The organism is Pseudomonadota bacterium (assembly GCA_039193195.1).
Classification (GTDB): domain Bacteria; phylum Pseudomonadota; class Gammaproteobacteria; order Steroidobacterales; family JBCBZW01; genus JBCBZW01.
In genome coordinates this window covers 1-23,827 of record JBCCWS010000007.1, presented here as the reverse complement: position 1 = coordinate 23,827, position 23,827 = coordinate 1, and the positions used below count along the sequence as shown (strand labels likewise).

Annotated in this window: 35 protein-coding genes; 3 read left to right on the top strand and 32 right to left on the bottom strand. The window is 62.8% G+C overall.

Annotated features, from left to right (window positions below):
• Positions 1-70 precede the first annotated feature (70 nt).
• The 3 genes from AAGA68_08630 to AAGA68_08620 form a co-directional block, all read right to left on the bottom strand.
• Positions 71-1,783 carry a bifunctional sulfate adenylyltransferase/adenylylsulfate kinase gene (locus AAGA68_08630; GenBank protein ID MEM9385113.1) on the bottom strand — a complete coding sequence of 571 codons (1,713 nt, stop codon included), beginning with the start codon at positions 1,781-1,783 and terminating at the stop codon, positions 71-73.
• 73 nt (positions 1,784-1,856) lie between these two features.
• Positions 1,857-2,345 (bottom strand): single-stranded DNA-binding protein, encoded by a 489-nt coding sequence (gene ssb / locus AAGA68_08625; protein MEM9385112.1) that lies wholly within the window; start codon positions 2,343-2,345, stop codon positions 1,857-1,859.
• A 317-nt stretch (positions 2,346-2,662) separates the two neighbouring features.
• The gene (locus tag AAGA68_08620; protein ID MEM9385111.1) at positions 2,663-3,877 is read right to left on the bottom strand and encodes an MFS transporter; all 1,215 of its coding nucleotides are present in this window, start codon (positions 3,875-3,877) and stop codon (positions 2,663-2,665) included.
• A gap of 191 nt (positions 3,878-4,068) precedes the next feature.
• On the opposite strand from AAGA68_08620, the gene uvrA reads away from it, so the two are divergent.
• From uvrA to AAGA68_08605, 3 genes are all read left to right on the top strand, one after another.
• A complete protein-coding gene (uvrA, locus tag AAGA68_08615) occupies positions 4,069-6,936 on the top strand; it encodes an excinuclease ABC subunit UvrA (protein MEM9385110.1) in 2,868 nt (955 codons plus the stop codon).
• A 132-nt stretch (positions 6,937-7,068) separates the two neighbouring features.
• Positions 7,069-7,485, top strand: coding sequence for a hypothetical protein (locus tag AAGA68_08610; protein MEM9385109.1), 417 nt, complete (start codon positions 7,069-7,071; stop codon positions 7,483-7,485).
• A gap of 54 nt (positions 7,486-7,539) precedes the next feature.
• Complete coding sequence (locus AAGA68_08605; GenBank protein ID MEM9385108.1) at positions 7,540-9,318, top strand: SLC13 family permease; 1,779 nt, start codon at positions 7,540-7,542, stop codon at positions 9,316-9,318.
• A gap of 200 nt (positions 9,319-9,518) precedes the next feature.
• Here the strand turns inward: AAGA68_08605 and rplQ are convergent, their stop codons facing one another.
• From rplQ to tuf, 29 genes are all read right to left on the bottom strand, one after another.
• Positions 9,519-9,917 carry a 50S ribosomal protein L17 gene (gene rplQ / locus AAGA68_08600; GenBank protein ID MEM9385107.1) on the bottom strand — a complete coding sequence of 133 codons (399 nt, stop codon included), beginning with the start codon at positions 9,915-9,917 and terminating at the stop codon, positions 9,519-9,521.
• A 22-nt stretch (positions 9,918-9,939) separates the two neighbouring features.
• Entirely contained in the window at positions 9,940-10,941 is a 1,002-nt protein-coding gene (gene rpoA, locus AAGA68_08595) for a DNA-directed RNA polymerase subunit alpha (GenBank protein MEM9385106.1), read from the bottom strand.
• 8 nt (positions 10,942-10,949) lie between these two features.
• On the bottom strand, positions 10,950-11,570 hold the full coding sequence (gene rpsD, locus AAGA68_08590; GenBank protein ID MEM9385105.1) for a 30S ribosomal protein S4: 621 nt from the start codon (positions 11,568-11,570) through the stop codon (positions 10,950-10,952).
• A gap of 13 nt (positions 11,571-11,583) precedes the next feature.
• Positions 11,584-11,967 (bottom strand): 30S ribosomal protein S11, encoded by a 384-nt coding sequence (gene rpsK / locus AAGA68_08585; protein ID MEM9385104.1) that lies wholly within the window; start codon positions 11,965-11,967, stop codon positions 11,584-11,586.
• Between the two features lie 14 nt (positions 11,968-11,981).
• Entirely contained in the window at positions 11,982-12,338 is a 357-nt protein-coding gene (gene rpsM / locus AAGA68_08580; protein ID MEM9385103.1) for a 30S ribosomal protein S13, read from the bottom strand.
• A 69-nt stretch (positions 12,339-12,407) separates the two neighbouring features.
• Positions 12,408-12,524, bottom strand: coding sequence for a 50S ribosomal protein L36 (gene rpmJ / locus AAGA68_08575; GenBank protein ID MEM9385102.1), 117 nt, complete (start codon positions 12,522-12,524; stop codon positions 12,408-12,410).
• 10 nt (positions 12,525-12,534) lie between these two features.
• Positions 12,535-13,899 carry a preprotein translocase subunit SecY gene (secY, locus tag AAGA68_08570; GenBank protein ID MEM9385101.1) on the bottom strand — a complete coding sequence of 455 codons (1,365 nt, stop codon included), beginning with the start codon at positions 13,897-13,899 and terminating at the stop codon, positions 12,535-12,537.
• A 96-nt stretch (positions 13,900-13,995) separates the two neighbouring features.
• On the bottom strand, positions 13,996-14,445 hold the full coding sequence (rplO, locus tag AAGA68_08565; protein ID MEM9385100.1) for a 50S ribosomal protein L15: 450 nt from the start codon (positions 14,443-14,445) through the stop codon (positions 13,996-13,998).
• A gap of 32 nt (positions 14,446-14,477) precedes the next feature.
• On the bottom strand, positions 14,478-14,672 hold the full coding sequence (gene rpmD, locus AAGA68_08560) for a 50S ribosomal protein L30 (GenBank protein MEM9385099.1): 195 nt from the start codon (positions 14,670-14,672) through the stop codon (positions 14,478-14,480).
• A gap of 16 nt (positions 14,673-14,688) precedes the next feature.
• Positions 14,689-15,192: a 30S ribosomal protein S5 gene (gene rpsE, locus AAGA68_08555; GenBank protein MEM9385098.1), complete on the bottom strand. Its 504-nt coding sequence runs from the start codon at positions 15,190-15,192 to the stop codon at positions 14,689-14,691.
• Positions 15,193-15,237: 45 nt separating this feature from the next.
• Positions 15,238-15,591: a 50S ribosomal protein L18 gene (gene rplR / locus AAGA68_08550; GenBank protein MEM9385097.1), complete on the bottom strand. Its 354-nt coding sequence runs from the start codon at positions 15,589-15,591 to the stop codon at positions 15,238-15,240.
• Between the two features lie 42 nt (positions 15,592-15,633).
• Positions 15,634-16,161, bottom strand: a complete 528-nt coding sequence (gene rplF, locus AAGA68_08545; protein ID MEM9385096.1) for a 50S ribosomal protein L6 — start codon at positions 16,159-16,161, stop codon at positions 15,634-15,636.
• A gap of 47 nt (positions 16,162-16,208) precedes the next feature.
• Positions 16,209-16,607 (bottom strand): 30S ribosomal protein S8, encoded by a 399-nt coding sequence (gene rpsH, locus AAGA68_08540; protein MEM9385095.1) that lies wholly within the window; start codon positions 16,605-16,607, stop codon positions 16,209-16,211.
• Between the two features lie 14 nt (positions 16,608-16,621).
• Positions 16,622-16,927, bottom strand: a complete 306-nt coding sequence (gene rpsN / locus AAGA68_08535) for a 30S ribosomal protein S14 (protein ID MEM9385094.1) — start codon at positions 16,925-16,927, stop codon at positions 16,622-16,624.
• A gap of 18 nt (positions 16,928-16,945) precedes the next feature.
• Positions 16,946-17,485: a 50S ribosomal protein L5 gene (gene rplE / locus AAGA68_08530; protein MEM9385093.1), complete on the bottom strand. Its 540-nt coding sequence runs from the start codon at positions 17,483-17,485 to the stop codon at positions 16,946-16,948.
• Positions 17,486-17,495: 10 nt separating this feature from the next.
• Positions 17,496-17,825, bottom strand: a complete 330-nt coding sequence (gene rplX, locus AAGA68_08525; protein ID MEM9385092.1) for a 50S ribosomal protein L24 — start codon at positions 17,823-17,825, stop codon at positions 17,496-17,498.
• Positions 17,826-17,850: 25 nt separating this feature from the next.
• On the bottom strand, positions 17,851-18,219 hold the full coding sequence (rplN, locus tag AAGA68_08520; protein ID MEM9385091.1) for a 50S ribosomal protein L14: 369 nt from the start codon (positions 18,217-18,219) through the stop codon (positions 17,851-17,853).
• Between the two features lie 116 nt (positions 18,220-18,335).
• Entirely contained in the window at positions 18,336-18,584 is a 249-nt protein-coding gene (gene rpsQ / locus AAGA68_08515) for a 30S ribosomal protein S17 (protein MEM9385090.1), read from the bottom strand.
• Positions 18,585-18,626: 42 nt separating this feature from the next.
• Complete coding sequence (rpmC, locus tag AAGA68_08510; protein MEM9385089.1) at positions 18,627-18,830, bottom strand: 50S ribosomal protein L29; 204 nt, start codon at positions 18,828-18,830, stop codon at positions 18,627-18,629.
• 10 nt (positions 18,831-18,840) lie between these two features.
• Positions 18,841-19,254, bottom strand: a complete 414-nt coding sequence (gene rplP / locus AAGA68_08505) for a 50S ribosomal protein L16 (protein MEM9385088.1) — start codon at positions 19,252-19,254, stop codon at positions 18,841-18,843.
• A gap of 6 nt (positions 19,255-19,260) precedes the next feature.
• Positions 19,261-19,956, bottom strand: coding sequence for a 30S ribosomal protein S3 (gene rpsC / locus AAGA68_08500; GenBank protein ID MEM9385087.1), 696 nt, complete (start codon positions 19,954-19,956; stop codon positions 19,261-19,263).
• 16 nt (positions 19,957-19,972) lie between these two features.
• Positions 19,973-20,308, bottom strand: coding sequence for a 50S ribosomal protein L22 (rplV, locus tag AAGA68_08495; protein MEM9385086.1), 336 nt, complete (start codon positions 20,306-20,308; stop codon positions 19,973-19,975).
• 14 nt (positions 20,309-20,322) lie between these two features.
• Positions 20,323-20,595 (bottom strand): 30S ribosomal protein S19, encoded by a 273-nt coding sequence (gene rpsS, locus AAGA68_08490; GenBank protein MEM9385085.1) that lies wholly within the window; start codon positions 20,593-20,595, stop codon positions 20,323-20,325.
• Between the two features lie 12 nt (positions 20,596-20,607).
• Positions 20,608-21,435, bottom strand: coding sequence for a 50S ribosomal protein L2 (rplB, locus tag AAGA68_08485; GenBank protein ID MEM9385084.1), 828 nt, complete (start codon positions 21,433-21,435; stop codon positions 20,608-20,610).
• 37 nt (positions 21,436-21,472) lie between these two features.
• Positions 21,473-21,772: a 50S ribosomal protein L23 gene (rplW, locus tag AAGA68_08480; GenBank protein MEM9385083.1), complete on the bottom strand. Its 300-nt coding sequence runs from the start codon at positions 21,770-21,772 to the stop codon at positions 21,473-21,475.
• Positions 21,769-22,377, bottom strand: a complete 609-nt coding sequence (gene rplD / locus AAGA68_08475) for a 50S ribosomal protein L4 (GenBank protein MEM9385082.1) — start codon at positions 22,375-22,377, stop codon at positions 21,769-21,771. Before rplD ends, rplW begins: the two co-directional genes overlap by 4 nt.
• Positions 22,377-23,024, bottom strand: a complete 648-nt coding sequence (gene rplC / locus AAGA68_08470) for a 50S ribosomal protein L3 (protein ID MEM9385081.1) — start codon at positions 23,022-23,024, stop codon at positions 22,377-22,379. The genes rplD and rplC overlap by 1 nt, the downstream gene beginning before the upstream one ends.
• A gap of 304 nt (positions 23,025-23,328) precedes the next feature.
• Positions 23,329-23,649 (bottom strand): 30S ribosomal protein S10, encoded by a 321-nt coding sequence (rpsJ, locus tag AAGA68_08465; protein ID MEM9385080.1) that lies wholly within the window; start codon positions 23,647-23,649, stop codon positions 23,329-23,331.
• Between the two features lie 39 nt (positions 23,650-23,688).
• On the bottom strand, positions 23,689-23,827 hold a 139-nt coding region (gene tuf, locus AAGA68_08460; GenBank protein ID MEM9385079.1), incomplete at its 5' end, for an elongation factor Tu.

Sequence of the window (23,827 nt, the reverse complement as noted above, 5' to 3'; positions counted from 1 at the left end):
TCTGCCACCAAAGTTTACCCGTAATCGCCCCCGCCCGCTCTACTGGGCGGCTGGCGATCACACGGCCACCCTATTTGATGAAGCCGAGGCTCTCGAGCTTTACCAGGATCAGGTGGGCCGCGTGGTCCGGAGTAATGTCCTGTGTATCGATCGCAAGCTCGGGGTTCTCGGGCGCCTCGTAGGGATCGCTGATGCCGGTGAATTCCTTAATCACGCCAGCGCGAGCCTTCGCGTACAGGCCCTTGCGATCACGTGCTTCGCACACCTCAAGTGGCGTGGCGACGTGCACTTCGACGTAGCCTCCACCGGCAGCGATCATCTCCTTCACGGCGCGACGGGTGGCAGTGTAAGGGGCGATCGGTGCGCAGATAGCGATACCGCCGTTCTTGGTGATCTCACTGGCCACGAAGCCGATACGCATGATGTTGAGGTCGCGGTGCTCGCGGGAGAAACCGAGCTCGCTGGAGAGGTGCTTGCGCACGACGTCGCCGTCGAGCAGCGTGACCTTGCGCCCGCCCATCTCCATCAGCTTTACCATCAGGGCATTGGCGATGGTCGACTTACCGGAACCTGACAGACCGGTCAGGAACACCGTAAAGCCCTGTTGGTGGCGCGGCGGGTGGGTCTTGCGCAGCTCGGCGACTACCTTCGGGTAGGAGAACCACTCGGGAATCTCCAGGCCTTCCTGCAGGCGGCGACGGAACTCCGTGCCGGAGATGCTGAGGATGTCATCACCCTCTTCGCACTCGTCGCGGGGCACGTACTGGGCCTTGTTGGAGACGTAGACCACCTGGCGGAAGGGCACCATTTCGATCTCGAGCTCGTTCTGGTACTCGACCACCATCTCCTGGGCGTCGTAAGCGCCGTAGAAGTCCTCGCCCTTGCTGTTCTTGCCCGGGCCCGCGTGGTCGCGGCCGACGATGAAGTGCGTGCAGCCGTAGTTCTTGCGGATCAGCGCGTGCCAGACCGCCTCGCGGGGACCGCCCATGCGCATGGCCAGGGGCAGCAGGGTCAGGGCCGTGGTCTGCTCTGGGTACTCGTCGAGCAGGTGCTCGTAGCAGCGCACGCGGGTGAAGTGATCGATGTCACCCGGCTTGGTCATGCCGACCACGGGCTGGATCAGGAGGTTGGCTTCCACCTGCTTGGCGGCGCGGAAGGTGAGTTCCTGGTGCGCGCGGTGCATGGGGTTGCGGGTCTGGAAAGCCACGACCTTGCGCCAGCCGAGCTTCTCGAAGCGAGCGCGTAGCTCCTTCGGCGAGTCACGCAGGTGCTTGAAGTCGTAGTGCACGGGCTGCTGAATGCCGACCAGGCGACCGCCCACGTACACGGGGTTAGCGTGGTTGTGGAGGAAGTTGACCGCCGGGTGCGCCAGGTCGTCAGCACCGAAGACCTTCTCGGCTTCCAGGCTCTTGTTCGGCGTCCAGACGTCGGAGACCTCAAGGACGGCGATCATCACGCCCTCCTGGTCGCGCAGGGCGACGTGACCGCCTGATTTCAACTGCTCCGCAAAAGCCTCGGTGACGTCCAGCGTGATCGGCATCGGCCATAGGGTGCCGTCGGCAAGGCGCATTTCCTCGACCACGCGGTCGTAGTCAGCCTGGCCGAGGAAGCCTTCGAGCGGCGAGAACGCGCCGTTCAGCAGTAGCTCGATATCGCACAGCTGGCGCTGGGTGAGATCCCAAGAGGGATAGTCGAGCGCGGCCTTCTTGTACTCCTCCAGCTGAGCTTCCGGGAGGTAGAGATCCTTGAGCTCGCCACCGTGTGGCTTGATCAGGTCGGGCATGTGCGCAGACTCCTTATTTTGATTGATTTATGCGGGCGATCACTTGCGACACCAGGCCCGGCCCGGCGTTCGCCTAGAACGGAATGTCGTCGTCAAAGCCCTCGCCACCCGCGGCGGGGACTGCCGCACCAGCCGGGGCGGCACCGGGATTACTCTGTTGTGCTGGCGCCTGGCGCCGAGGACTGTCGTCGTAAGACGGCTCTCCACCGCCCATACCGCCGCCACCTCGGCCGCCCAGCATCTGCATCTCGTTGGCCACGACTTCCGTGGTGTAGCGGTCGTTGCCGTTGTTGTCTTGCCACTTGTTGGTGCGCAGGCTGCCCTCGATGTACACCTGAGAACCCTTACGCAGATATTCCTGACCAATCTCTGCGAGTCGCGCGAACATCACCACCCGGTGCCACTCGGTTCGCTCCTGGCGCTCACCGCTCTGCTTATCGCGCCAGCTCTCGCTGGTGGCGACGCTGAATTTCGTTACGGCGCTGCCGCTCGGCGAGTAGCGCGTCTCTGGGTCTGAACCCAGGTTGCCCACCAGAATTACCTTGTTGATTCCTCTTGCCATATCGACCTTCCTCCTTGAGCGCTGCGCAATCATGCGTCGCGCGGTAACGACGGCAACCCGCTTAGAGCTCCCGCGAACAGCGTCGGCGATGCCGCCATCGCCAGCTGGTGACGCGGCAGTTCCGTTGCCCTTCGCATAATAGCCCCGGCACCGCAGCCACAGTGCTCAGCGTTTTTTGGTGCCGCCGCGCGATAGCGCGCTTGGATGGCAGCTCATTGCCGGCCGGCTGGTCGAGGAAGGCAATTATATTCCGATGCAGTGCAAAACTCACGGCCCGCTTGACACAACGTGGGGGACTCCGTCGCGTTTACCGACAGTCACCTCGACAGATCGACCGGAGCCGACTCACCAGCCTCGCCCAGAAGCCCCAACCAGAGAGCTGCAGCGGCGGCCCCGAAGGCGAACACGGCACTCGGACCGCCGTATCCGTAGAGCAGACCCCCGACGCTGCCGCCGACGAAAGCGCCGAAGAACTGGCTGCTGGCGTAGACGCCAGTCGCCGCACCCCGCAAGTCCCCGGGTGCCTCCCGGGTGACCTCGGCAGGCAACCTCGCTTCGATGAAGTTGAAACCGACGAAAAAGAGTATCAGCGCACCGATGAGCACCGGAAGACTGCCGAAACCGAGGGCGAGCAGTGCCTGCGAGACCGCCAGGGCAATGAGGGCCAGCACCCAAAGGCGTCGAGCACCCGTGCCTCGCTCTAGCGCACGGATCATCGGCACGGTGGCCAACAAGGAGGTGAGGATGGCCAGCACGTAAACCTGCCAGTGGCGACCTGCCGCTAGGCCCAGCTCATCGCGCAGCACCAACGGCACCGCCACGAAGAGAGCGGTCAGCTGCATATGGACTAGGAATACCCCGGCATCTAACCGCAGGAGGGAGGGCGAGGCGAACACTTCCGCCAGTCGAGCACGATCGAGCAGAGCAGCGCTTCGGGCATGCGTCGGCGGGTTTGGCACAGCGCCGAGCACGAGCACCACACCGCCCAAGGCGAGGGCGCCGGTGAGCCAGAAGATGGAACGAGCACCGAGCCAGGCGCCCAGCAGCGGCCCCAGGACGAGCGATAGCATGAAGGACGCACCGATGCTCGCACCCAGCAGCGCCATCGCACGGGTGCGCACCTCAAAGCGCGTGAGGTCAGCCAGCAACGCCGTGGCGGCTGCGGAGATCGCACCGGCACCCTGCAACACGCGCGCTACGATCAGCACCGGCAGCGTTTGCGCCGTCGCCGCGAGCACGGACCCCGCCGCCAACAGGCATAAACCGGCCACGATGACCGGCCGACGCCCGATGCGATCGGACAGAAGACCAAAGGGTATCTGCAGAGCCGCTTGGGTGATGCCATACGCACCAATGACCAGGCCGATCAGGGCGGGCGTCGCGCCGGCGTAGTCTGCCGTGTGCACTGCTAGCACGGGCAGAATCATGAACAAGCCGAGCATGCGGCACACCACCACCAGTGAGAGGACACCGATGGCGCGGCCTTCGGCTGGGAGAAGCCTGGTCTGAGTCGCGTCGGCGGGGGTGGCCAAAAGGTGATTCCGTGTATGGAGCTGCAAGCGGGCGCGTATGGTAGCAGCTGCCTCGGTCATCGCCCCGGCCTAGGCCGAAACGAACCAAATCCCCAGACGATCAAAGCAATCGTCCTGCGCTTTGGCAGCGGACAGCTCCCGGTCGTATAGTCGGGGGTTTGCCCTGCGCTGGCGCCAGCCCTGCGAAACGCATGTCCGTCATCAACGTCCGGGGTGCCCGCACCCACAATCTGCGCGACGTCGACGTCACGTTGCCGCGAGATCGATTGATCGTCATCACGGGCCTTTCTGGCTCGGGCAAGTCGTCGCTCGCCTTCGACACGATCTACGCCGAGGGTCAACGACGTTACGTGGAGTCCCTATCCGCGTACGCGCGCCAGTTCCTCTCGTTGATGGAAAAGCCGGACGTCGACCATATCGATGGACTATCGCCAGCGATCTCCATCGAACAGAAGTCCACGTCGCACAATCCCCGATCGACTGTTGGTACGGTCACGGAGATCTACGACTACCTCAGACTTCTCTTCGCTCGCGCGGGCATCCCGCGCTGCCCCGAGCACGACGTCGATCTCGTGGCTCAAACGGTCAGTCAGATGGTAGACCAAGTGCTCGCCCAACCGGAGGGGCAGCGCATGATGCTGCTCGCGCCGATGGTGCGCGGCCGGAAGGGCGAGCACGCCGCACTGTTCGATGAACTTCGGGCGCGTGGCTTTGTACGCGCCCGCATCGACGGCGAGCTCTTCGAGTTGGATGAAGCGCCGTCGCTTGATGCGCGCAAGCGCCATGACATCGACGTCGTGGTGGATCGCTTCCGCGTGCGGGAAGACCTCAAGCTCCGCCTCGCCGAGTCCTTCGAGACGGCGCTCGCCCTCGGCAACGGCGTCGCGAGCGTGATCAGCCTTGAGCGCCCCGATGATGCCCCAATCGTCTTCTCTGATCGTTTCGCCTGCCGGTACTGTGGATTCAGCATCCCAGAGCTCGAGCCACGCCTGTTTTCCTTCAACAACCCAGCCGGCGCCTGCCAAACCTGCGACGGTCTAGGGGTCACCCGCTACTTCGACGCCAACCGCATCGTCACCCACCCGGAACTGTCTATCGCAGGCGGCGCGATTCGCGGATGGTATCGACGCAACGCCTACTATTTCATGCTAATGAAATCGTTAGCATTGCACTACGGCTTCGATTTGGAGGCACCATTTTCATCACTGGACGAACGTCACCAAGACCTCGTACTAAACGGCAGCGGCGATGAAGAGATCGACTTCCACTACCTCGATGGCCGTGGCAAAACCACCTCGAGACGGCACAGCTTCGAGGGCATCCTACCGAACATGGAGCGGCGCTACCGAGAGACTGACTCGGCGAACGTACGCGAGGAACTTGGGCGATTCCAAACTACCCGGCGCTGCCCCTCGTGCCACGGCACCCGCCTGAACGAGTACGCCCGCAATGTGTTCGTGGGCGATTCCTCGCTCCCCCAGATCACCGCTCTTTCCATCGAGGATGCCTGCGCATTCTTCGATGACTTAAAGGTGCAGGGATGGCGAGGCGAGATCGCCCAGCGGGTGGTGAAGGAGATTCGCAGTCGCCTGGGTTTTTTGGTCGATGTAGGACTCAACTACCTATCGCTCGACCGCAGCGCCGACAGCCTCTCAGGCGGCGAAGCCCAGCGTATCCGCCTGGCGAGCCAGATAGGCTCAGGCTTGGTCGGCGTCATGTACGTATTGGATGAACCTTCCATTGGACTGCATCAGCGCGACAACGAGAAGCTTCTTGGCACGCTCGAGCACCTACGAGATATCGGGAACACGGTGATCGTCGTAGAGCATGACAGCGAGGCAATCCTGCACGCCAATCACGTCGTAGACATGGGCCCGGGCGCCGGCGTTCACGGTGGACAGGTCGTGGCACAGGGATCGCCCCAAGAAGTACTCGCGAACCCTGCATCCCTGACAGGTCAGTACCTTAGCGGGAAGCGCAAGATCGAGGTCCCCAAGGACCGCAAGGCGCCTGGCGACGCGCAGCTGCTTCTCAAGGGAGCTAGTGGCAACAACCTCAAGCACGTAGACATTGCGTTCCCAGTTGGACTGATGTCTTGCGTTACCGGCGTCTCGGGGTCCGGCAAATCGACCTTGATCAACGAGACCCTGTTCCGCGCTGTAAAGACCGGCCTCGGCCAGAAGGAAGACGAGCCCGCCCCTCATACGGCGTTCGAAGGCCTCGATCTAATCGACCGTGTGATCGACATCAGCCAGGCCCCCATCGGCCGCACGCCGCGCTCGAACCCTGCAACCTACACCGGTGTACTCACGCCCATTCGCGAGCTCTTCGCCGGCACCCAGGAGGCTCGTAGTCGGGGCTACAAGCCAGGTCGCTTCAGCTTCAACGTTCGTGGCGGCCGGTGCGAGGCCTGCCAGGGTGATGGCGTAATCAAGGTTGAAATGCACTTCCTGCCCGATGTGTTCGTGCCCTGTGATGTCTGCAACGGCCGACGCTTCAACCGCGAGACGCTGGAGGTCACCTACAAGGGAAAGAACATTCACGAAGTCCTGGAAATGAGCATTGAGGAGGCCCGCGACTTCTTCGCCAACGTCCCTATCATTGCCCACCGCCTGCAGACCGTGCTCGACGTAGGCCTGTCCTACGTCAAGCTCGGCCAGAGCGCCACCACCCTGTCTGGCGGTGAGGCTCAGCGAGTCAAGCTAGCACGTGAGCTGGCCAAGCGCTCCACGGGGCGCACCCTCTACCTGCTGGATGAGCCGACAACGGGCCTACACTTCCACGATGTGGCACAACTCCTTGCCGTACTCCACCGCCTGCGTGACGCGGGTAATACGGTCATCGTGATCGAACACAACCTGGACGTGATCAAAACCGCCGACTGGGTGATCGATCTCGGCCCTGAAGGTGGGGCGGGCGGCGGTGAGGTACTGGCAACCGGTACGCCAGAAGCTCTTGCGCAAGTGGAGCACTCCTACACGGGTGCGTTCCTGCGACAGCTACTTACCCAAGGGGAGCGGCCTGCCCGAAGTGGAGACAGTTCGGTCTCAAACGCTTAGGCGGCCAGGCACGCGCCATCTCGTTTTGTGACCTGTACCCGTTGCACGACAGGTTCGCTCGTGCAAGCTTTCCCATGTCGCCCGGAAGCGACGAATTTCCCTGCAGCACCACACCTCAAGGAGCGAGAACGGGTGTTGAATTCACTTCGCAAAGTGGCTGCGCGCCTCCTCGGTACACCGGGGGGACGTGAGCCTCGCCGACTGGCGCTGGATGACATCCCGCAGCTAGGTACCGTGTACCCCGAGGTTGATACGGTCGCCATGACCCTGCGCTTCTCCTCCCCTGACGGCGAGCACGGCACACGTCCACACACGCGTACCTTCGATGCAAGGTCCCGCGCCAGCCTGAGTTTCCGCTGTAAGAATCCCAGCTGCCGCCAGGGCGGTTTCGAACTACTCGGGCTCATCGATCGCGCCATGTCCGCTAGCCGCACCAAGGTGGTTGGTACAGGTGTGTGTGCTGGCGTAGAGTCACCTCCCGGCGCCTCGCAGCGCCGCTGCCTTCACGAGCTGCACTACCGTATCGAGATCCGCTACCGCCAGCACTGACCGCTATACTCCCGAGGCTGCCGCCAGCAACGCGGCGCGTTGCTTGGAGCTCCTTTGACTCTCGATCTTCTGGTGACCGTTGCCGTCCTGTTCGGATGCGTCGGCACCCTCGTCTTCACCCGCGCCGCTCCTGACATCGTGCTCATGGGCGGACTGACCGTATTGCTCGGCGGCGGCGTCATCGGCGCAGCGAGCGGCCTGGCGGGCTTCGCAAACGAGGGAACAATCACCGTGGCCGTGCTCTACGTGGTCGCCGCCGGCTTGCGCGAGACCGGCGCTTTGGATGTCGTGGTGCGTGGCCTGTTCCACCGAGCTCGATCGGTAGCATCTGCCCAGCTGCTATTGATGCTCCCGGTCACGGTCGCTAGTGGTTTCGTCAACAATACACCGGTCGTGGCCTGCTTTATCCCCGCGGTGCTGGACTGGGCCAAAAAAATGCGCATTTCGCCATCGCGTTTGATGATGCCCATGTCCTACGCCGCCATCCTCGGCGGGAGCTGCACGCTCGTAGGCACCTCCACGAACCTAATCGTAAATGGTCTACTGCTGGCGCAGCCACAGGTGCGCGGCCTCGCCTTCGCTGAGCTCGCCCTGGTGGGTGTCCCGTCGGCGATCATCGGCATCGCCTACGTACTGCTGACATCTCATCGCCTGCTGCCCGACCGCGATGCATCGGTGGAAGAGCTTCGCAATCCACGCGAGTACACGGTAGAGATGATCGTCGAGCCCGAGGGCCCGCTCGTGGGGCAGACCGTGGAGCAGGCCCAGCTACGAAATCTCCCAGGCCTGTATCTGATCGAGATCGATCGCGACGGCGACGTGTTGCCAGCAGTGACCCCAAAAGAGATGCTCCACGCTGGCGACCGACTGGTGTTCGCGGGGGTGACCGAGTCCATTATCGACCTACAGCGGATTCGCGGCCTTCAGCCGGCTACGGATCAGCTGTTTAAGCTCGATTCCCCTCGCAGGTCACGCGAGTTCATCGAGGCCGTGGTTTCGCCCACCAGCCCAACAGCCTACAAGACAGTGAAGGAATCGCGCTTCCGCCGGCGCTACGGCGCCGTGGTCATCGCCGTCGCCCGCGACGGTCAGCGCATCGCGCGCAAGCTAGGAGACATCCGGCTGCACGCTGGGGACACGCTGCTGCTGGAAGCCGAGGAAGGCTTCTCGCGCCGCTACCGCAACTCCCGCGATTTCCTGCTCCTGCGCCCAATCCATGACGCACGGCCGCCGCGCCACGAGCGAGCCGGCGTCGCGTGGCTGATCCTGTGCGCCATGGTGCTGCTGGCAGCAACCGGCATCACCAGCATGCTGCAGGCAGCGTTGCTCGGGGCTGGCGCAATGGTGCTGACGCGATGTTGCACGGGATCCATCGCACGCAACAGCGTCGATACTCAGGTGGTCGTAGTGATCGCCGCAGCCTATGGCATCGGTCAGGCAGTGGAAGCATCCGGGGCGGCAGCCTGGCTAGCCACCACCATGTTGACGGTCACCGACGGCAACCCTGTGCTGCTGCTAGCTGCGGTCTACGTGATGACGGTGTTGATGACATCACTCATTACCAACGCCGCCGCTGCGGTGCTAATGTTCCCTATCGCCGTGGCGGGTGCTGAGTCGCTGGGCGTCAGCGTGCTGCCGTACGCCGTCGCCATCGCCATGGCTGCCTCCGCCAGCTTTGCCACACCGATAGGATACCAAACGAACTTGATGGTCTACGGCCCCGGCGGCTACCGATTCTCAGACTATCTGCGCTTCGGTATCCCGCTGAACCTATTACTAGGCGCTACGGCGATCGCGCTGATCCCCTTGGTGTGGCCGCTGCACCCAAACTAGACCTTCGTGGGCATAGGGTGACAGGTACCTATCTTTCTTATTCGCCTGCGCGACCTTCATTCACCACCAGCCCACAGTGACCGCATCTGTCGCGCGCCGATTGGCTCCACGAAAAAAGGGGCCTAAGCCCCTTTCTCTCGATTAATCATCAGCTCATCATCAGCGCGGAGTACACCAGCGCTCCAGCGGCTGACCAGTCGCTAGGCTTCGGCCGCCACGTCCGCGCCTTGCGTCTGCGGCTCGCCGAGTTCGACAAGCTGCACGAGCGCCATCGGCGCAGCATCCCCCGGGCGTGGGCCCAGCTTCAGAATGCGCAGGTAACCTCCAGGGCGGTCCTTGAAGCGGGGCGCGATGTCCGTGAAGAGCTTAGCGACCACTGCCTTGTCACGCAGGCGATCGAAGGCAAGGCGACGGTTGGCAACGCTGTCGGTCTTGGCCAGCGTGATAAGCGGCTCGACGTGACGGCGCAGCTCTTTCGCCTTCGCGAGGGTCGTACGAATCGTCTCGTGGGTGAGCATGCTGGCGGACATGTTGCGGAACATCGCCTTTCGGTGCGACGAGTTGCGGTTCAGTTGGCGGCCGGAATGACGATGGCGCATGGTCTTCTATCCCGTTAATCGGTCAGATCCGTGAGAACGGATCGTCCTGGCTCAAGTTCGATGGCGGCCAGCCGTCCAGGCGCATGCCGAGTCCAAGGCTGTGGCTTTCCAGCACTTCCTTGATCTCGTTGAGCGACTTCTTACCGAGGTTGGGCGTGCGGAGCAGCTCCACCTCGGTGCGCTGGACCAGGTCACCGATGTAATTGATGTTCTCTGCCTTTAGGCAGTTGAGCGAGCGTACGGTGAGCTCGAGCTCGTCCACCGGACGCAGCAGCATCGGGTCGATCGTATCCTGCTTGGTTTCCACCTCTTCCGGCTGCGTCGGCAAATCGACGAATACGGAGAGTTGGTCCTTTAGGATGCCACCGGCGCGACGAATGGCTTCGTCAGGCTCGATGGTGGCGTTGGTTTCCACGTCCAGGATCAGCTTGTCCAGGTTCGTGCGCTGCTCGACGCGAGCGGACTCCACCGTGTAGCTGACTTTGCGGATCGGGCTGAAGCTGGCATCGAGGAGCAGGCGACCGATCGGGCGCGAGACCTCGTCGAAGCTGGCGCGCTGGGCCGCCGGCTGGAAGCCGCGACCCTTCACAACGCGCAGGTTCATGTTGATCGAGCCACTCTCGTTGAGCGTGCAAATCACTAGCTCTGGGTTGACGATCTCGATGTCATGACCCGTGTCGATGTCGCCCGCGTAGACCGGCCCCGGGCCGCTCTTGGTCAGAGTGAGCATCGCCTCGTCGCGCGCGTGCATGCGGATCGCCACAAGCTTGAGGTTCAGCAGGATGTCGACAACATCCTCCTGCACGCCCTCGATGCTCGTGTACTCGTGCAGAACCCCTTCGATCTCAGATTCGACGATCGCGCAGCCCGGCATGGAAGAAAGCAGGATGCGGCGCAACGCGTTGCCTAGCGTGTGGCCAAAGCCACGCTCCATCGGCTCGATCACGATCTTCGCATGATGATCGGTGATCTTGTCGACCTTGACGACTTTCGGACGAAGGAACTCTGTCAATGCTGCTGCCATGTAGCGGTTTACCTCGAGTAAAGCTCGACGACCAGGTTTTCGTTGATGTCCGGCAGGATGTCATCGCGTTCGGGCGCCGCCTTGAAGACGCCGCTCATCTCCTGCTCGTTCACCTCTACCCACTCGGGCAGACCAACCTGAGTTGCGATCTCGCGCGCAGCCTGCACGCGGGACTGCTTGCGGGCACGTTCCCGCAGCTGCACCGTGTCACCCCCTGCGCACTGGTAGGAAGGCACGTTGACGGTGGTGCCGTTGACGGTCACACCACGGTGGTTCACCAACTGGCGCGCCTCGGCACGCGTGGTAGCGAAGCCCATGCGGTAGACCACATTGTCGAGGCGACACTCGAGCATGCGCAGCAGGTTCTCACCGGTGGAGCCCCTCTGCCCCGCAGCGCTCTTGTAGTAGTTGCGGAACTGCTTCTCCAGCACGCCGTACATGCGGCGCAGCTTCTGCTTCTCGCGCAGCTGCAGGCCGTAGTCGGACAAGCGAGTACGACGCGCCTGGGCACCGCCCGGCAGCACTTCAGACTTGCACTTCGACTCGAGCGGCTTGATGCCACTCTTCAGAAACAGATCGGTGCCCTCACGACGGGAGAGCTTGCACTTCGGACCGGTGTACTTAGCCATACCTTAGATATCCTTAAACCCGACGCTTCTTCGACGGGCGACAGCCGTTGTGCGGAATCGGCGTGACGTCTTCGATGCTGGTGATGCGGTAGCCCACGGCATTCAACGCACGCACGGCGGACTCGCGGCCAGGACCGGGCCCACGCACGCGAACTTCCAGGTTCTTTAACCCGTAGTCCTGTGCGGCCTGGCCGGCGCGTTCGGCAGCCACCTGCGCGGCGAACGGCGTGCTCTTGCGCGAACCGCGGAAGCCGCAGCCTCCCGAGGTCGCCCAAGAGAGTGCGTTGCCCTGACGATCGGTGATCGTGATGATGGTGTTGTTGAAGGAGGCCTGGATGTGGGCAATGCCATCGATGACCTGCTTCTTGACCTTCTTCTTCGTTTGCTGCTTCGCCATGGCTTATCGCTGCCTTACTTCTTGATGATGCGACGCGGGCCCTTGCGGGTGCGCGCGTTGGTGCGAGTGCGCTGACCACGCAGCGGCAGTCCACGACGGTGACGGATGCCGCGGTAGGTCCCGAGGTCCATCAGTCGCTTGATGTTGAGGTTGACCTCACGTCGCAGGTCACCCTCCACCGTGTAACGCCCCACCTCGTTACGCAGGAGGCTAACCTCCTCCTCGGTGAGATCGCGAATCCTGGTGCTCGGCTCCACGTTGGCGCTCGCGCAGATGTGCTTCGCCGTCGTACGGCCGATGCCGTAGATCGACGTCAGCGCGATCACCGTGTGCTTGTGGGCCGGAATGTTGATGCCTGCGATGCGGGCCATTTACCTGACTCCTGGTCTTCCTCTAACCGTCGTGCCCCTACACGGCGCACGATCGGAACGCGCTGGGGATTAGCCCTGGCGCTGCTTGTGCTTGGGCTCCGAACTACAGATCACCCGAATGACGCCGTTCCGCTTGATTATCTTGCAGTTACGGCACATTTTTTTGACCGACGCGCGGACCTTCATGACGCTCTCCTTACCTCACCTGACCGGCGCCCGAACGGCTGTAGCCCTTCAGGTTTGCCTTCTTCATCAGGCCTTCGTACTGGTGCGACATCATGTGCGCCTGAACCTGCGCCATGAAGTCCATTACGACCACCACAATGATCAGCAGAGAAGTACCGCCAAAGTAGAACGGTACCTGGAACTGCATGATCATGAACTCCGGCATCAAGCACACGGCGGTCACGTACAGGGCACCCCAGAGGGTAAGACGCGTAAGCACTGTGTCGATGTACTCGCCAGTTTGGCGACCCGGCCGAATTCCGGGGATGAATGCTCCCGACTTCTTCAAGTTGTCGGCCGTCTCACGGGAATTGAACATGAGGGCGGTATAGAAGAAGCAAAAGAATATGATTAGTGCGCCGTAGGTCAGCGTGTAGATCGGCTGGCCCGGGGCGAGCGTTGCCGCAAAGCGCTGCAGCCAACCGAGACCGTCAGCACTAGAGCCGCTGACCCAGCCTGCGATGGTGGCCGGGAACAGGATCAAGCTCGACGCGAAGATCGGCGGGATAACACCACTCATGTTCAGTTTGAATGGCAGATGGCTCTGTTGGCCTTGAAACACGCGGCGCCCCTGCTGGCGCTTCGCGTAGTTGACGGTGATGCGGCGCTGCGCGCGCTCGACAAACACCACGAAGGCCGTGACCGCGAGCACTAGCACAAAAAGAATGATGGCAACCCAGTTCTGCATCTGGCCGGTAGCCACGAGGTTGATCGTTCCCCCGACCGCCGCGGGAAGGCCGGACAGGATGCTGGCTAGAATGATCATGGAGATACCGTTGCCGATACCCCGCTCAGTGATTTGCTCGCCCAGCCACATGAGGAACACGGTGCCGGTGACCAAGGTCACGGCCGCGGTGAACACGAAGGGAACGCCCGGGGTGATGACCAGGTTCTGGCTCTGCAATGCTAACGCGGCCGCCACGGACTGGAAGGTCGCCAGCACCACCGTGCCGTAGCGAGTGTACTGAGTGATCTTGCGTCGACCGGCTTCGCCTTCCTTCTTCAGGGCGGCCAGGCTGGGCAGGATCACAGACATCATCTGCATGATGATGGACATGCTGATGTACGGCATGATCCCGAGGGCGAAGATGCTAAGACGCTCGAGGGCGCCGCCGGAGAACATGTTGAAAAGGTTCAACACCGAGCCGCTGCCCTGGTTCTCAAACAGCTGCGCGAGCGCTTCCGGATCGATCCCCGGCACCGGAATGAACGTGCCGATGCGATAGACGATCAGGGCGCCGATCAAAAACATCAGGCGCTGGCGCAGCTCCGTGAGCTTGCCGCCCGTGGCACCGCCAGCGGCGGCGGCCATAGCTGCCTGGTTTTTACCTGTCATCGAACGTGCCACTTACGTACTCCCGGGCCCTCGCCCGTGTCGACACCCTGTGCCGGCCTTTGTGCTTAGTTCTTTCTTGCGTAGCTCAGCGATGGGTCAATCTTCGACCTTGCCACCGGCCGCCTCGATCGCGGCGCGGGCGCCCTTCGTCACCTTCAGGCCGCGAACCGTCACCGCGCTCTCCACGCTGCCGGAGCTAATCACGCGCGCCTCACGGATGAGAGAGGTGATCAGGCGGGCCTTGCGTAGAGAGAGAAGGTCCACGGTCGTACCGTCTTCCGACGCTGCAGCCGCCTTGGCGAGCTCGCCGAGACGAATCTCGTCAACGAAACGCTGCGTGCGCGAGCGGAAACCCACCTTCGGCAAGCGCCGCTGCAGGGGCATCTGGCCGCCCTCGAAACCCACCTTGTGGAAGCCACCGGAGCGGGCATGCTGGCCCTTCACACCGCGGCCACAGGTCTTGCCCTGGCCCGCCGACTCGCCGCGACCTTTGCGCTTGCCAGGCTTACGTGCGCCCTCACCGGGCTTGATCGTATTCAGGTGCATCGTTTGCTTGCCCCGTTAACAGCCACGAGCACTCAGCTCGCCGCCTCCTCCACCTTGAGCATGAAGGAGACTCGATTGATCATGCCCCGATTCTCGGGGGTGTCGGCCACTTCCACCGTATGGTGGATGCGCCGCAGCCCTAAGCCCATCAGACAGGCTTGGTGCGCCTTCAGGCGGCCGTGCTTGCTGCGGATCTGCGTGATCCGGATCTTCTTCGCGTCAGTCACGATTCTCGTCTCCCGCTCAACCCACGATCTCTTCGACCGCTTTGCCGCGTTTGGCGGCGACGGACTTGGGCGATCGCATGCTGGCAAGGGCATTCACGGTCGCGCGCACCACGTTGATCGGGTTGCGCGAGCCGTAGGACTTAGCGAGCACGTTGCGCACGCCAGCCGCTTCGAGCACAGCGCGCATCGCACCGCCGGCGATGATGCCCGTACCGTCAGAGGCGGGCTGCATGAACACGCGCGTGGCGCCGTGGCGGCCGTGCAGCTCGTGCTGCAGGGTATCGTCGCGCAGGGGCACGGAATGCAAGCTCTTGCGAGCAGCCTGCATCGCCTTCTGGATGGCGCCGGGCACCTCGCGAGCCTTGCCGTAGCCGAAGCCGACCTGGCCGTTGCCATCGCCGACCACGGTGAGAGCCGTGAAGCCAAATTGGCGACCACCCTTAACCACCTTCGCTACGCGATTCACGGCGACGAGCTTCTCGATGAAATCGTCGCTTGCGTTCTGTTCGCCCCTAGCCATATTCGATGCTTACCTTGAGATGTTCTTGGTGTTGCCTGCGCTCGCTTAGAACTGCAGACCGCCCTCGCGCGCGGCTTCCGCCAACGCCTTCACTCGCCCGTGGTAACGGAACCCAGAGCGATCAAACGCGACCGCAGTAACCCCGGCTGCAACCGATGCCTGGGCGACGGCCTGACCTACCGCGCGCGCCGCGTCGACGTTGCCACTCTTGTCGATCCCCTCGCGTAGCGCCTTAGCCACGGTGGACGCGCTGGCAACAACCTGCCCGCCGTCGGCCGAGATCACCTGAGCGTAGATATGACGCGGCGTGCGGTGAATCGACAGGCGCGGCTTGGCGAGGGTGCGGATCTTCGCGCGGGTCTTGGTCGCGCGGCGCTGACGAGCATTGCGTTTGTTCATGACTGACTCTGACGGTTGGTTCCGTAAGGGCGCATGGCCTACTTACTTCTTCTTCGCTTCCTTAATCGCCACGTACTCATCGGCGTAGCGGATACCCTTGCCTTTGTAGGGCTCAGGCGGGCGGTAGGCACGGATGTTGGCGGCGGCTTGACCGACCTGCTGCTTGTCCGCTCCCTTGATGACGATCTCGGTCTGGCTCGGCGTCTCGATGGTCAACCCCTCTGGCACCGGAAAATCCACCGGGTGCGAGAAGCCAACGGCGATGTTCAGGCTCTTGCCCTTCGCCTGGGCACGATAGCCGACGCCCACGAGCTGCAGCTTGCGCTCGAAGCCCTCGCTCACGCCCTTGCACATGTTGGCAACGAGCGCCTGCATGGTGCCCGCGATGGCCATCGAGTCGGGTTTGCGCGGGGCGACCTTCAGCTGCGCGTCTTCCTGGGTAAGCTCCACCTGAGGGTGGACCTCCTGGGTCAGCGCGCCTTTCGGGCCCTTCACGTGCACCACGTTATCCCTGATGGACACTTCGACACCCTTCGGGATGTCGATAGGCTTCTTCGCTACTCTAGACATTGCTCTGCTGCCTTAACGCTGTGTTGCGGGTACTACTGCTAGCTGCATCAGGAAACGACGCATAGCACCTCGCCACCCTGACCCTTGGCGCGGGCCGCTCGATCGCTCATCACGCCTTGAGACGTGGAGACGATGGCGACACCCAGTCCGCCGAGGACCTTGGGCAGATCATCTTTGCCGCGGTAGATCCGCAGGCCTGGACGGCTTACCCGATCGAGGCGATCTATCACAGGCTTACCTTCGAAATACTTAAGCTTCACCGTGAGCTTGCTGAGATTATTGCCGGCATCAGCCGCCATGAAGTCCTCGATGTAGCCTTCATCGCGCAACACGGCGCAGATGGCGAGCTTGGCCTTCGAGGAGGGCAAGGTGACGCTCTGCTTCGACGCGCGCTGACCATTACGAATGTGGGTCAGCAGATCGGCGATAGGATCAGACATGCTCATTGTTCGTAGCTCCCTTACCAGCTCGCCTTGCGCAGACCCGGGATTTCACCGTGCATTGCCGCTTCACGCAGCTTGTTCCGTGCGAGACCGAACTTGCGGTAGTAGCCGTGCGGACGACCTGAGATGCTGCAGCGATTGCGCTGACGCGTGGGTCCGGCGTCGCGTGGAAGCTTGTGCAGCTGCGCCATCGCCTCCATGCGCTCATCGTCGGTGCTCATCGCCGACCCAATGACCGCCTTCAGCTTCGCGCGCTTGTCGGCGAACTTTGCTGCCGTCTTGCGGCGCTTCACCTCACGCTGAATCATCGACTTCTTAGCCATGCTCTTCGGTACCTTCCCTTACTTGCGGAACGGGAAGCTGAAGGCTTCCAGCAATGCGCGCCCGTGTTCGTCGCTGTGGGCGGAGGTGGTGAAGCAGATATCCATACCCCGTATCGTGTCGATCGTGTCGTAGTCGATCTCGGGGAAGATGATCTGTTCCTTCACACCCATGTTGTAGTTGCCGCGACCATCGAATCCCTTGGGATTCAGGCCGCGAAAGTCGCGGATACGAGGAATCGCGATAGCGATCAGGCGATCAAGGAACTCGTACATGCGCTCGCGGCGAAGCGTAACCTTGCATCCGCATGGGTAGCCGTCGCGGATCTTGAAGCTGGCGACAGACTTGCGCGCCAGCGTGATGACAGGCTTTTGGCCCGACAGCGCCGTCAGGTCGCCTACGGCGTGCTCCATGACCTTGCGGTCGGCAACCGCTTCGCCGACGCCCATGTTCACGGTGATCTTCTCGAGCCGTGGCACTTCCATCACGTTCTCGATCTGCAGCTTCTCGCGAAGCTGGGGGACCACGGTCTCTCTGTAGAACTCTTGCAGCCTAGCCATCGCCGTAACCTCAGATGTCCACGACTTCGCCGTTGGACTTGAAATAGCGCACCTTGCGCGAACCACCGTCGCCGTCGTCGAGCACGCGGATGCCCACGCGGTCACCCTTGGAGGTGGCCGGGTTGAACAGCATCACGTTGGAGATGGACATGGGCATCTCCTTCTCGACGATCCCGCCAGCCACGCCGGCCTGCGGGTTCGGACGCTGGTGCTTCTTAACCATGTTGATGCCTTCAACGAGCACGCGGCCGTTACCCAGCACCTGAGTGACGGAACCGCGCCGCCCCCTGTCTTTGCCCGTGATGACGATCACCTCGTCACCCTGTCGGATCTTGTTCATCGTCTCTTCCTCTCGCCGCGCCCGCTTACAGCACTTCCGGTGCGAGCGAGATGATCTTCATGAAGTTGCTGGTACGCAGTTCGCGCGTAACCGGGCCAAAGATACGCGTGCCGATCGGCTCGAGGCGGTTATTCAGCAGCACGGCTGCGTTGCCGTCGAAACGGATCAGCGAACCATCTGGACGGCGCACGCCCTTGCGCGTGCGAACCACCACAGCGTTGTAGATCTCGCCCTTCTTCACCTTGCCGCGAGGGATGGCGTCCTTGACGCTCACCTTGATGATGTCACCGACCCCGGCGTAGCGACGCTTCGAGCCGCCCAGCACCTTGATGCACATGACCTTGCGGGCACCGCTGTTGTCGGCCGCGCTCAACACTGTCTGCATCTGAATCATCTGTCCGCTCCCGGCTGGCCTCGGTCGCCCTTCGCGTCCGCTCGGCCTTGCTGTCCAGTGAGCGACTCAGCCGCGCCTCGTTCGCAAGAGGCAGCGAGTCACTCGTTACCCTGCGATCACCGCTCCGGTGCGCGCTCCACCACGTTCACCAGCTGCCACGACTTATGCTTCGACATCGGTCGGCACTCGCGGATCTGCACGACATCGCCAATCCGGCAGTCGTTGTCCTGGTCGTGGGCCATCAGCTTAGTGGTCTGACGCACGAACTTGCCGTACAGCGGGTGCTTCACGCGGCGCTCGATCGCCACCGTGATCGTGCGATCCATCTTGTTGCTGACCACACGTCCCTGCACTGTGCGAATCACCTTGTTGTCGGTGCCAGTGTCGTTGCCGTCGCTCACGTCGCTTTACTCCGTTGCCGCTGCGTTGTGCAGATCGGTCATTACCGTCTTGACCCGCGCGATGTCGCGGCGGACCTTCTTGACCTGATCGGTCTGGGCCAGCTGGCCCGATGCCTGCTGCATGCGCAGGTTGAACTGCTCACGACGCAGCTCCAGCAACGTCTCATTGAGTTCTTCGCGCGACTTGCCGCGCAGCTCGTCAATCTTCACGACAACCGCCTTACAGGATCTGTCGAGACACGAAAGACGTGGCGAACGGCAGCTTCGCAGCGGCGAGGCGGAAGGCCTCACGCGCGACGGGCTCGCTCACACCTTCCATCTCGTAAAGCATGCGCCCGGGCTGGATCTGGCAGACCCAGTATTCGACGCTCCCCTTGCCCTTACCCTGACGAACCTCGAGAGGCTTCTTGGTAATCGGCTTGTCCGGGAACACGCGGATCCAGATCTTGCCGCCACGCTTGATGTGACGGGTGATCGCGCGACGACCCGCCTCGATCTGTCGTGCGGTGATCTGCCCGCGCTCCGTCGCCTTCAGGCCGAACTCGCCGAAAGACACGGTGGAGCCGCGATGAGCCAGACCGCGGTTGCGGCCCTTCATCTGCTTGCGGAACTTGGTTCTCTTGGGCTGAAGCATGTGGGCTTACCCCTGAGCAGCAGCGGGGGTCGGAGCCTCCGCCTCGGGTTCGGCAATTTCGAGCTCGTCGAAAACCTCACCCTTGAAGATCCACACCTTCACGCCGATCACACCGTAGGTGGTATTGGCTTCGGCGAACCCGTAGTCGACCTCAGCGCGCAACGTGTGCAGCGGCACGCGGCCTTCGTGCGTCCACTCGGCGCGAGCGATCTCAGCACCGTTCAGGCGACCGGCGACGCGAATCTTCACGCCGCCCGCGCCGAGGCGCATGGTGTTGGTCAGTGACCGCTTCATGGCGCGACGGAACATCACGCGACGCTCCAGCTGCTGGGCCAGGCCCTCGGCCACCAGCTGCGCGTCGAGCTCAGGCTTGCGGATCTCCGCGATCGAAATGCGCACGTCACCCAGGCCCATGCCCAGGAGCTTGGCCGTCTCGCGACGTAGCTTCTCGATGTCCTCACCCTTCTTGCCGATCACAACACCCGGACGCGCCGTGTGAATGGTGATGTGACACTTGCGAGCGGGACGCTCGATCTGGATGCGGCTCACGGACGCCTGCGACAGACGCTTCTTCAAGAACGTGCGGATGACGTGATCGCTGTGCACGTAATCGGGGAACGTCTTGGAATCGGCAAACCAACGCGAGGACCACTCGCGGGTGATGCCGAGACGCAGACCGATCGGATTGACCTTCTGACCCATCGTTTAAGCCCTGACCTTAACTATCGTCCGCAACGCGGATGGTGATGTGGCTGTTGCGCTTGATGATGCGCGTGCCACGACCCTTTGCCCGCGCCTGGTAGCGGCGGAAGCGGGGCGCCTCGTCGACCATGATGGAGGCCACGCGCAGCTCGTCGATGTCGGCCCCATGGTTGTGCTCAGCATTGGCGATGGCCGACTCGAGGACCTTGCGCACGATGCCGGCAGCCTTCTTAGGCGTAAACATGAGGGTCTGCAACGCCTGACCGACCGGCTTACCACGGACCATGTCAGCCACCAGGCGACACTTCTGCGGTGAGATGCGGGCGTAGCGGAGCTTCGCTGAAACTTCCATCGTTCCCACTCCTATCAGCGGGTCTTCTTGTCTGCCACGTGGCCCTTGTAAGTGCGCGTGGGCGCGAACTCACCGAGCTTGGGGCCGACCATGTTTTCCGACACCAGCACGGGCACGTGCTGACGACCGTTGTGCACGGCAATGGTGAGACCCACCATGTCCGGGAGAATCATCGAGCGCCGCGACCAGGTCTTGATCGGACGGCGATCGTTAGCGGAGACCGCTGCCTCCACCTTCTTCGCCAGATGCTCGTCGACGAAAGGCCCTTTTCTTACCGAACGTGGCACTTCACCAACCCCTTACTTCTTACGACGGCGACGGACGATCATGTTGTCCGTGCGCTTGTTGTTACGCGTCTTGTAGCCCTTGGTGGGGGTACCCCACGGGCTCACCGGATGACGACCACCGGAGGTACGACCTTCACCACCACCGTGCGGGTGGTCGACCGGGTTCATAGCCACACCGCGAACGGTTGGGCGAACACCGCGCCAGCGCGTGGCGCCCGCTTTACCAAGCTTGCGCAAGGAGTGCTCGTCGTTCCCGACCTCACCCACGGTCGCGCGGCACTCGGCAAGTACCTTGCGCATCTCGCCGGAACGCAGGCGCAGGGTGGCGTAGCGACCCTCGCGCGCAGCCAGCTGCACGCTCGCGCCGGCCGAGCGCGCGAGCTGAGCGCCGCAGCCAGGCTTCAGCTCTATGCAGTGCACGACCGAACCCACCGGGATATTTCGCAGCGGCAGGCAGTTGCCGGGCTTAATCGGTGCATCTGTGCCGGACATTATAGGCGTGCCGGTTTCCACACCCTTGGGCGCAATGATGTAGCGGCGCTCGCCGTCCGCGTAGAGCAGCAGCGCGAGGTTAGCGGACCGATTAGGGTCGTACTCGAGACGCTCCACCTTGGCCGGGATGCTGTCCTTGTCACGCTTGAAGTCGACGACGCGATAGCGCTGCTTGTGACCACCACCACGATGTCGGGTGGTGATACGACCTGCGTTGTTGCGCCCACCGCTGCGGGACTTGCTCGCTACGAGAGGCTCGTAGGGCTTGCCCGTGTGCAGCCCACTCGCCTTGACCTTGACGACGAAGCGCCGGCCGGCGGAGGTGGGTTTGGTCTTTTGAACTGCCATCGCTGCGACTCTCGCTATTCGTTACGTCGACGCGCTATTACTCGGCGGCGTCGAGGAAATCGATGTCGTGGCCCTCTGCTAGGGTCACGTAGGCTTTCTTCCAGTCCGACCTACGGCCGAAGCGGGAACCGAAGCGCTTAATTTTGCCGCGGTGGTTGACCACCTGAACGCTGTCTACCTTGACGTCGAACATCAGCTCGACCGCCTGGGCGATCTCGGGCTTGCTAGCATCGCGGCGCACCTTGAAGACCACCTGATTAGACTGATCCGCCACGCGCGTGGACTTCTCGGACACGTGCGGACCGAGGAGCAGGGTCATGAGACGCTCTTGGCTCATTGCCAGGCCTCCTCGATGTGCGTGAGTGCGGCCGTGTCGATGACCACGCGAGCATTGCGCAGGAGGCTGACGGGGTTGACCGCCTTAGCTTCGAGCACTTCGACGTGGGGCAGATTGCGGGCCGCGAGGACCAGCGCGTCGGGGGCTGCACCGACGATGATGGCGCAGTCTGCTGCCACGTCGACACCGGCCAGCCACGCGAGCAGGGCCTTGGTCTTGGGTTCTGCCACGGCGACGGACTCGACGACGTGCAATCGGTCCTGCCGCACGAGCTCCGACAGGATGGAACGCATGCCTGCGCGATAGGCCTTTCGGTTGACCTTCTGTTCGAAGTTCCGCGGGCGAGCGGCGAAGGCTCGACCGCCCCCGCGCCAGATGGGGCTGCGAATGGTACCGGCGCGGGCGCGACCAGTGCCCTTCTGACGCCAAGGCTTGATGCCGCCGCCGCTGACGTCGGAACGCGTCTTCTGCGCTTTGCTTCCGGCACGGCCCTTGGCCATGTAGGCCACGACCAGCTGGTGCACCAGCGCTTCGTTGTATTCGCGGCCGAAGGTGGTGTCGGAGATATCAACACTACCTTGACCGCCCGTGAGCTGAAGTTCCATCAGGCCGTCCTCGTCTTCACGGCCGGCTGCACGATGACGTCGCTGCCGGCGGCGCCCGGTACGGCACCCTTGATCAGCAGGAGGTTGCGCTCAGCGTCCACGCGAACGACCTCCAGATTTTGCGCCGTGCGGCGCTTGTTCCCCATGTGCCCCGACATCTTCTTACCCTTGAACACGCGGCCCGGCGTCTGATTCTGGCCGATGGAGCCAGGCGCCCGGTGGGCTAGGGAGTTGCCGTGCGTGGCGTCCTGGGTGCGGAAGTTGTGCCGCTTGATCGCACCGGCGAACCCCTTACCGACGGTCGTGCCGACCACGTCGACCTTTTGGCCGGCCTCGAAGGCCTCGACGGTGATCTCGCTGCCCGCCGACATACCCTCAAGCTCGGCATCGGAGACGCGGAACTCCCACAGGCCGGTACCCGGCGCCACGTCGGCCTTGGCGAAGTGCCCGGCGGCCGCCTTTGAAACGCGTGAGCGACGCTTCTCGCCCGCGGTAACTTGCAGTGCCGTGTAGCCGTCCGTGTCCTGCCCCTTGACCTGGGTCACCCGGTTGGGGGTGGCCTCGATCACGGTGACGGGCACCGACTCGCCGTTTTCAGTAAAGATCCGCGTCATACCGCGTTTGCGGCCGACTACACCAATGGGCATCGTCAAATCCTCGAATGTCACCGGCTGGCAGGCCGCCACACCCCTCTCGGAGGCGGCGCCAACGTCAGCGCAGGGGATCCATCCACGCGCAGAAAGGCGCGCCGACGGCGGTCAAAGCCGCGGGTAGATCTCGGTGATCAGCCAGTCTTAAGCCACGGCCTGGATAACGGAACTCGTGCCCGAGCCGGGGAGAGCCGGAAATGTTAGCACGATATTCGCCTACGTCAACGCCGAAGGCGCAGCGGAAGGCAGTTAAGGCGACCGCTCCCGGCAGGACGGTCGCCCCTCGCGTCGCCGGGGTTGTTTAAGCCCCGGCCTGCAGCTTGATCTGCACGTCCACACCGGCCGGCAGCTCGAGCTTCATGAGGGCGTCAACGGTTTTGTCCGTCGGGTCGACGATGTCCATCAGACGCTTGTGCGTGCGCAACTCGTACTGGTCTCGCGCGTCCTTGTTGACGTGCGGGGAGATCAGCACCGTGAAGCGCTCCTTCTTGGTCGGCAGGGGGATCGGGCCGCGGACCTGCGCGCCAGTACGACGCGCGGTTTCGACGATCTCCCGGGCCGAGCTATCGATCAGCTTGTAATCGAAAGCGCGGAGCCGGATACGGATGTTCTGATTTGCCACGTGTAGGTTTCCTTCAGTTCTCTAAGTGCAGGCGCGAGATCACTCGAGGATCTTCGCCACCACGCCCGCACCCACCGTGCGGCCACCCTCGCGGATGGCGAAGCGCAGGCCTTCCTCCATCGCGATCGGTGCAATCAACTCCACGCCAAGCTTGATGTTGTCGCCCGGCATCACCATC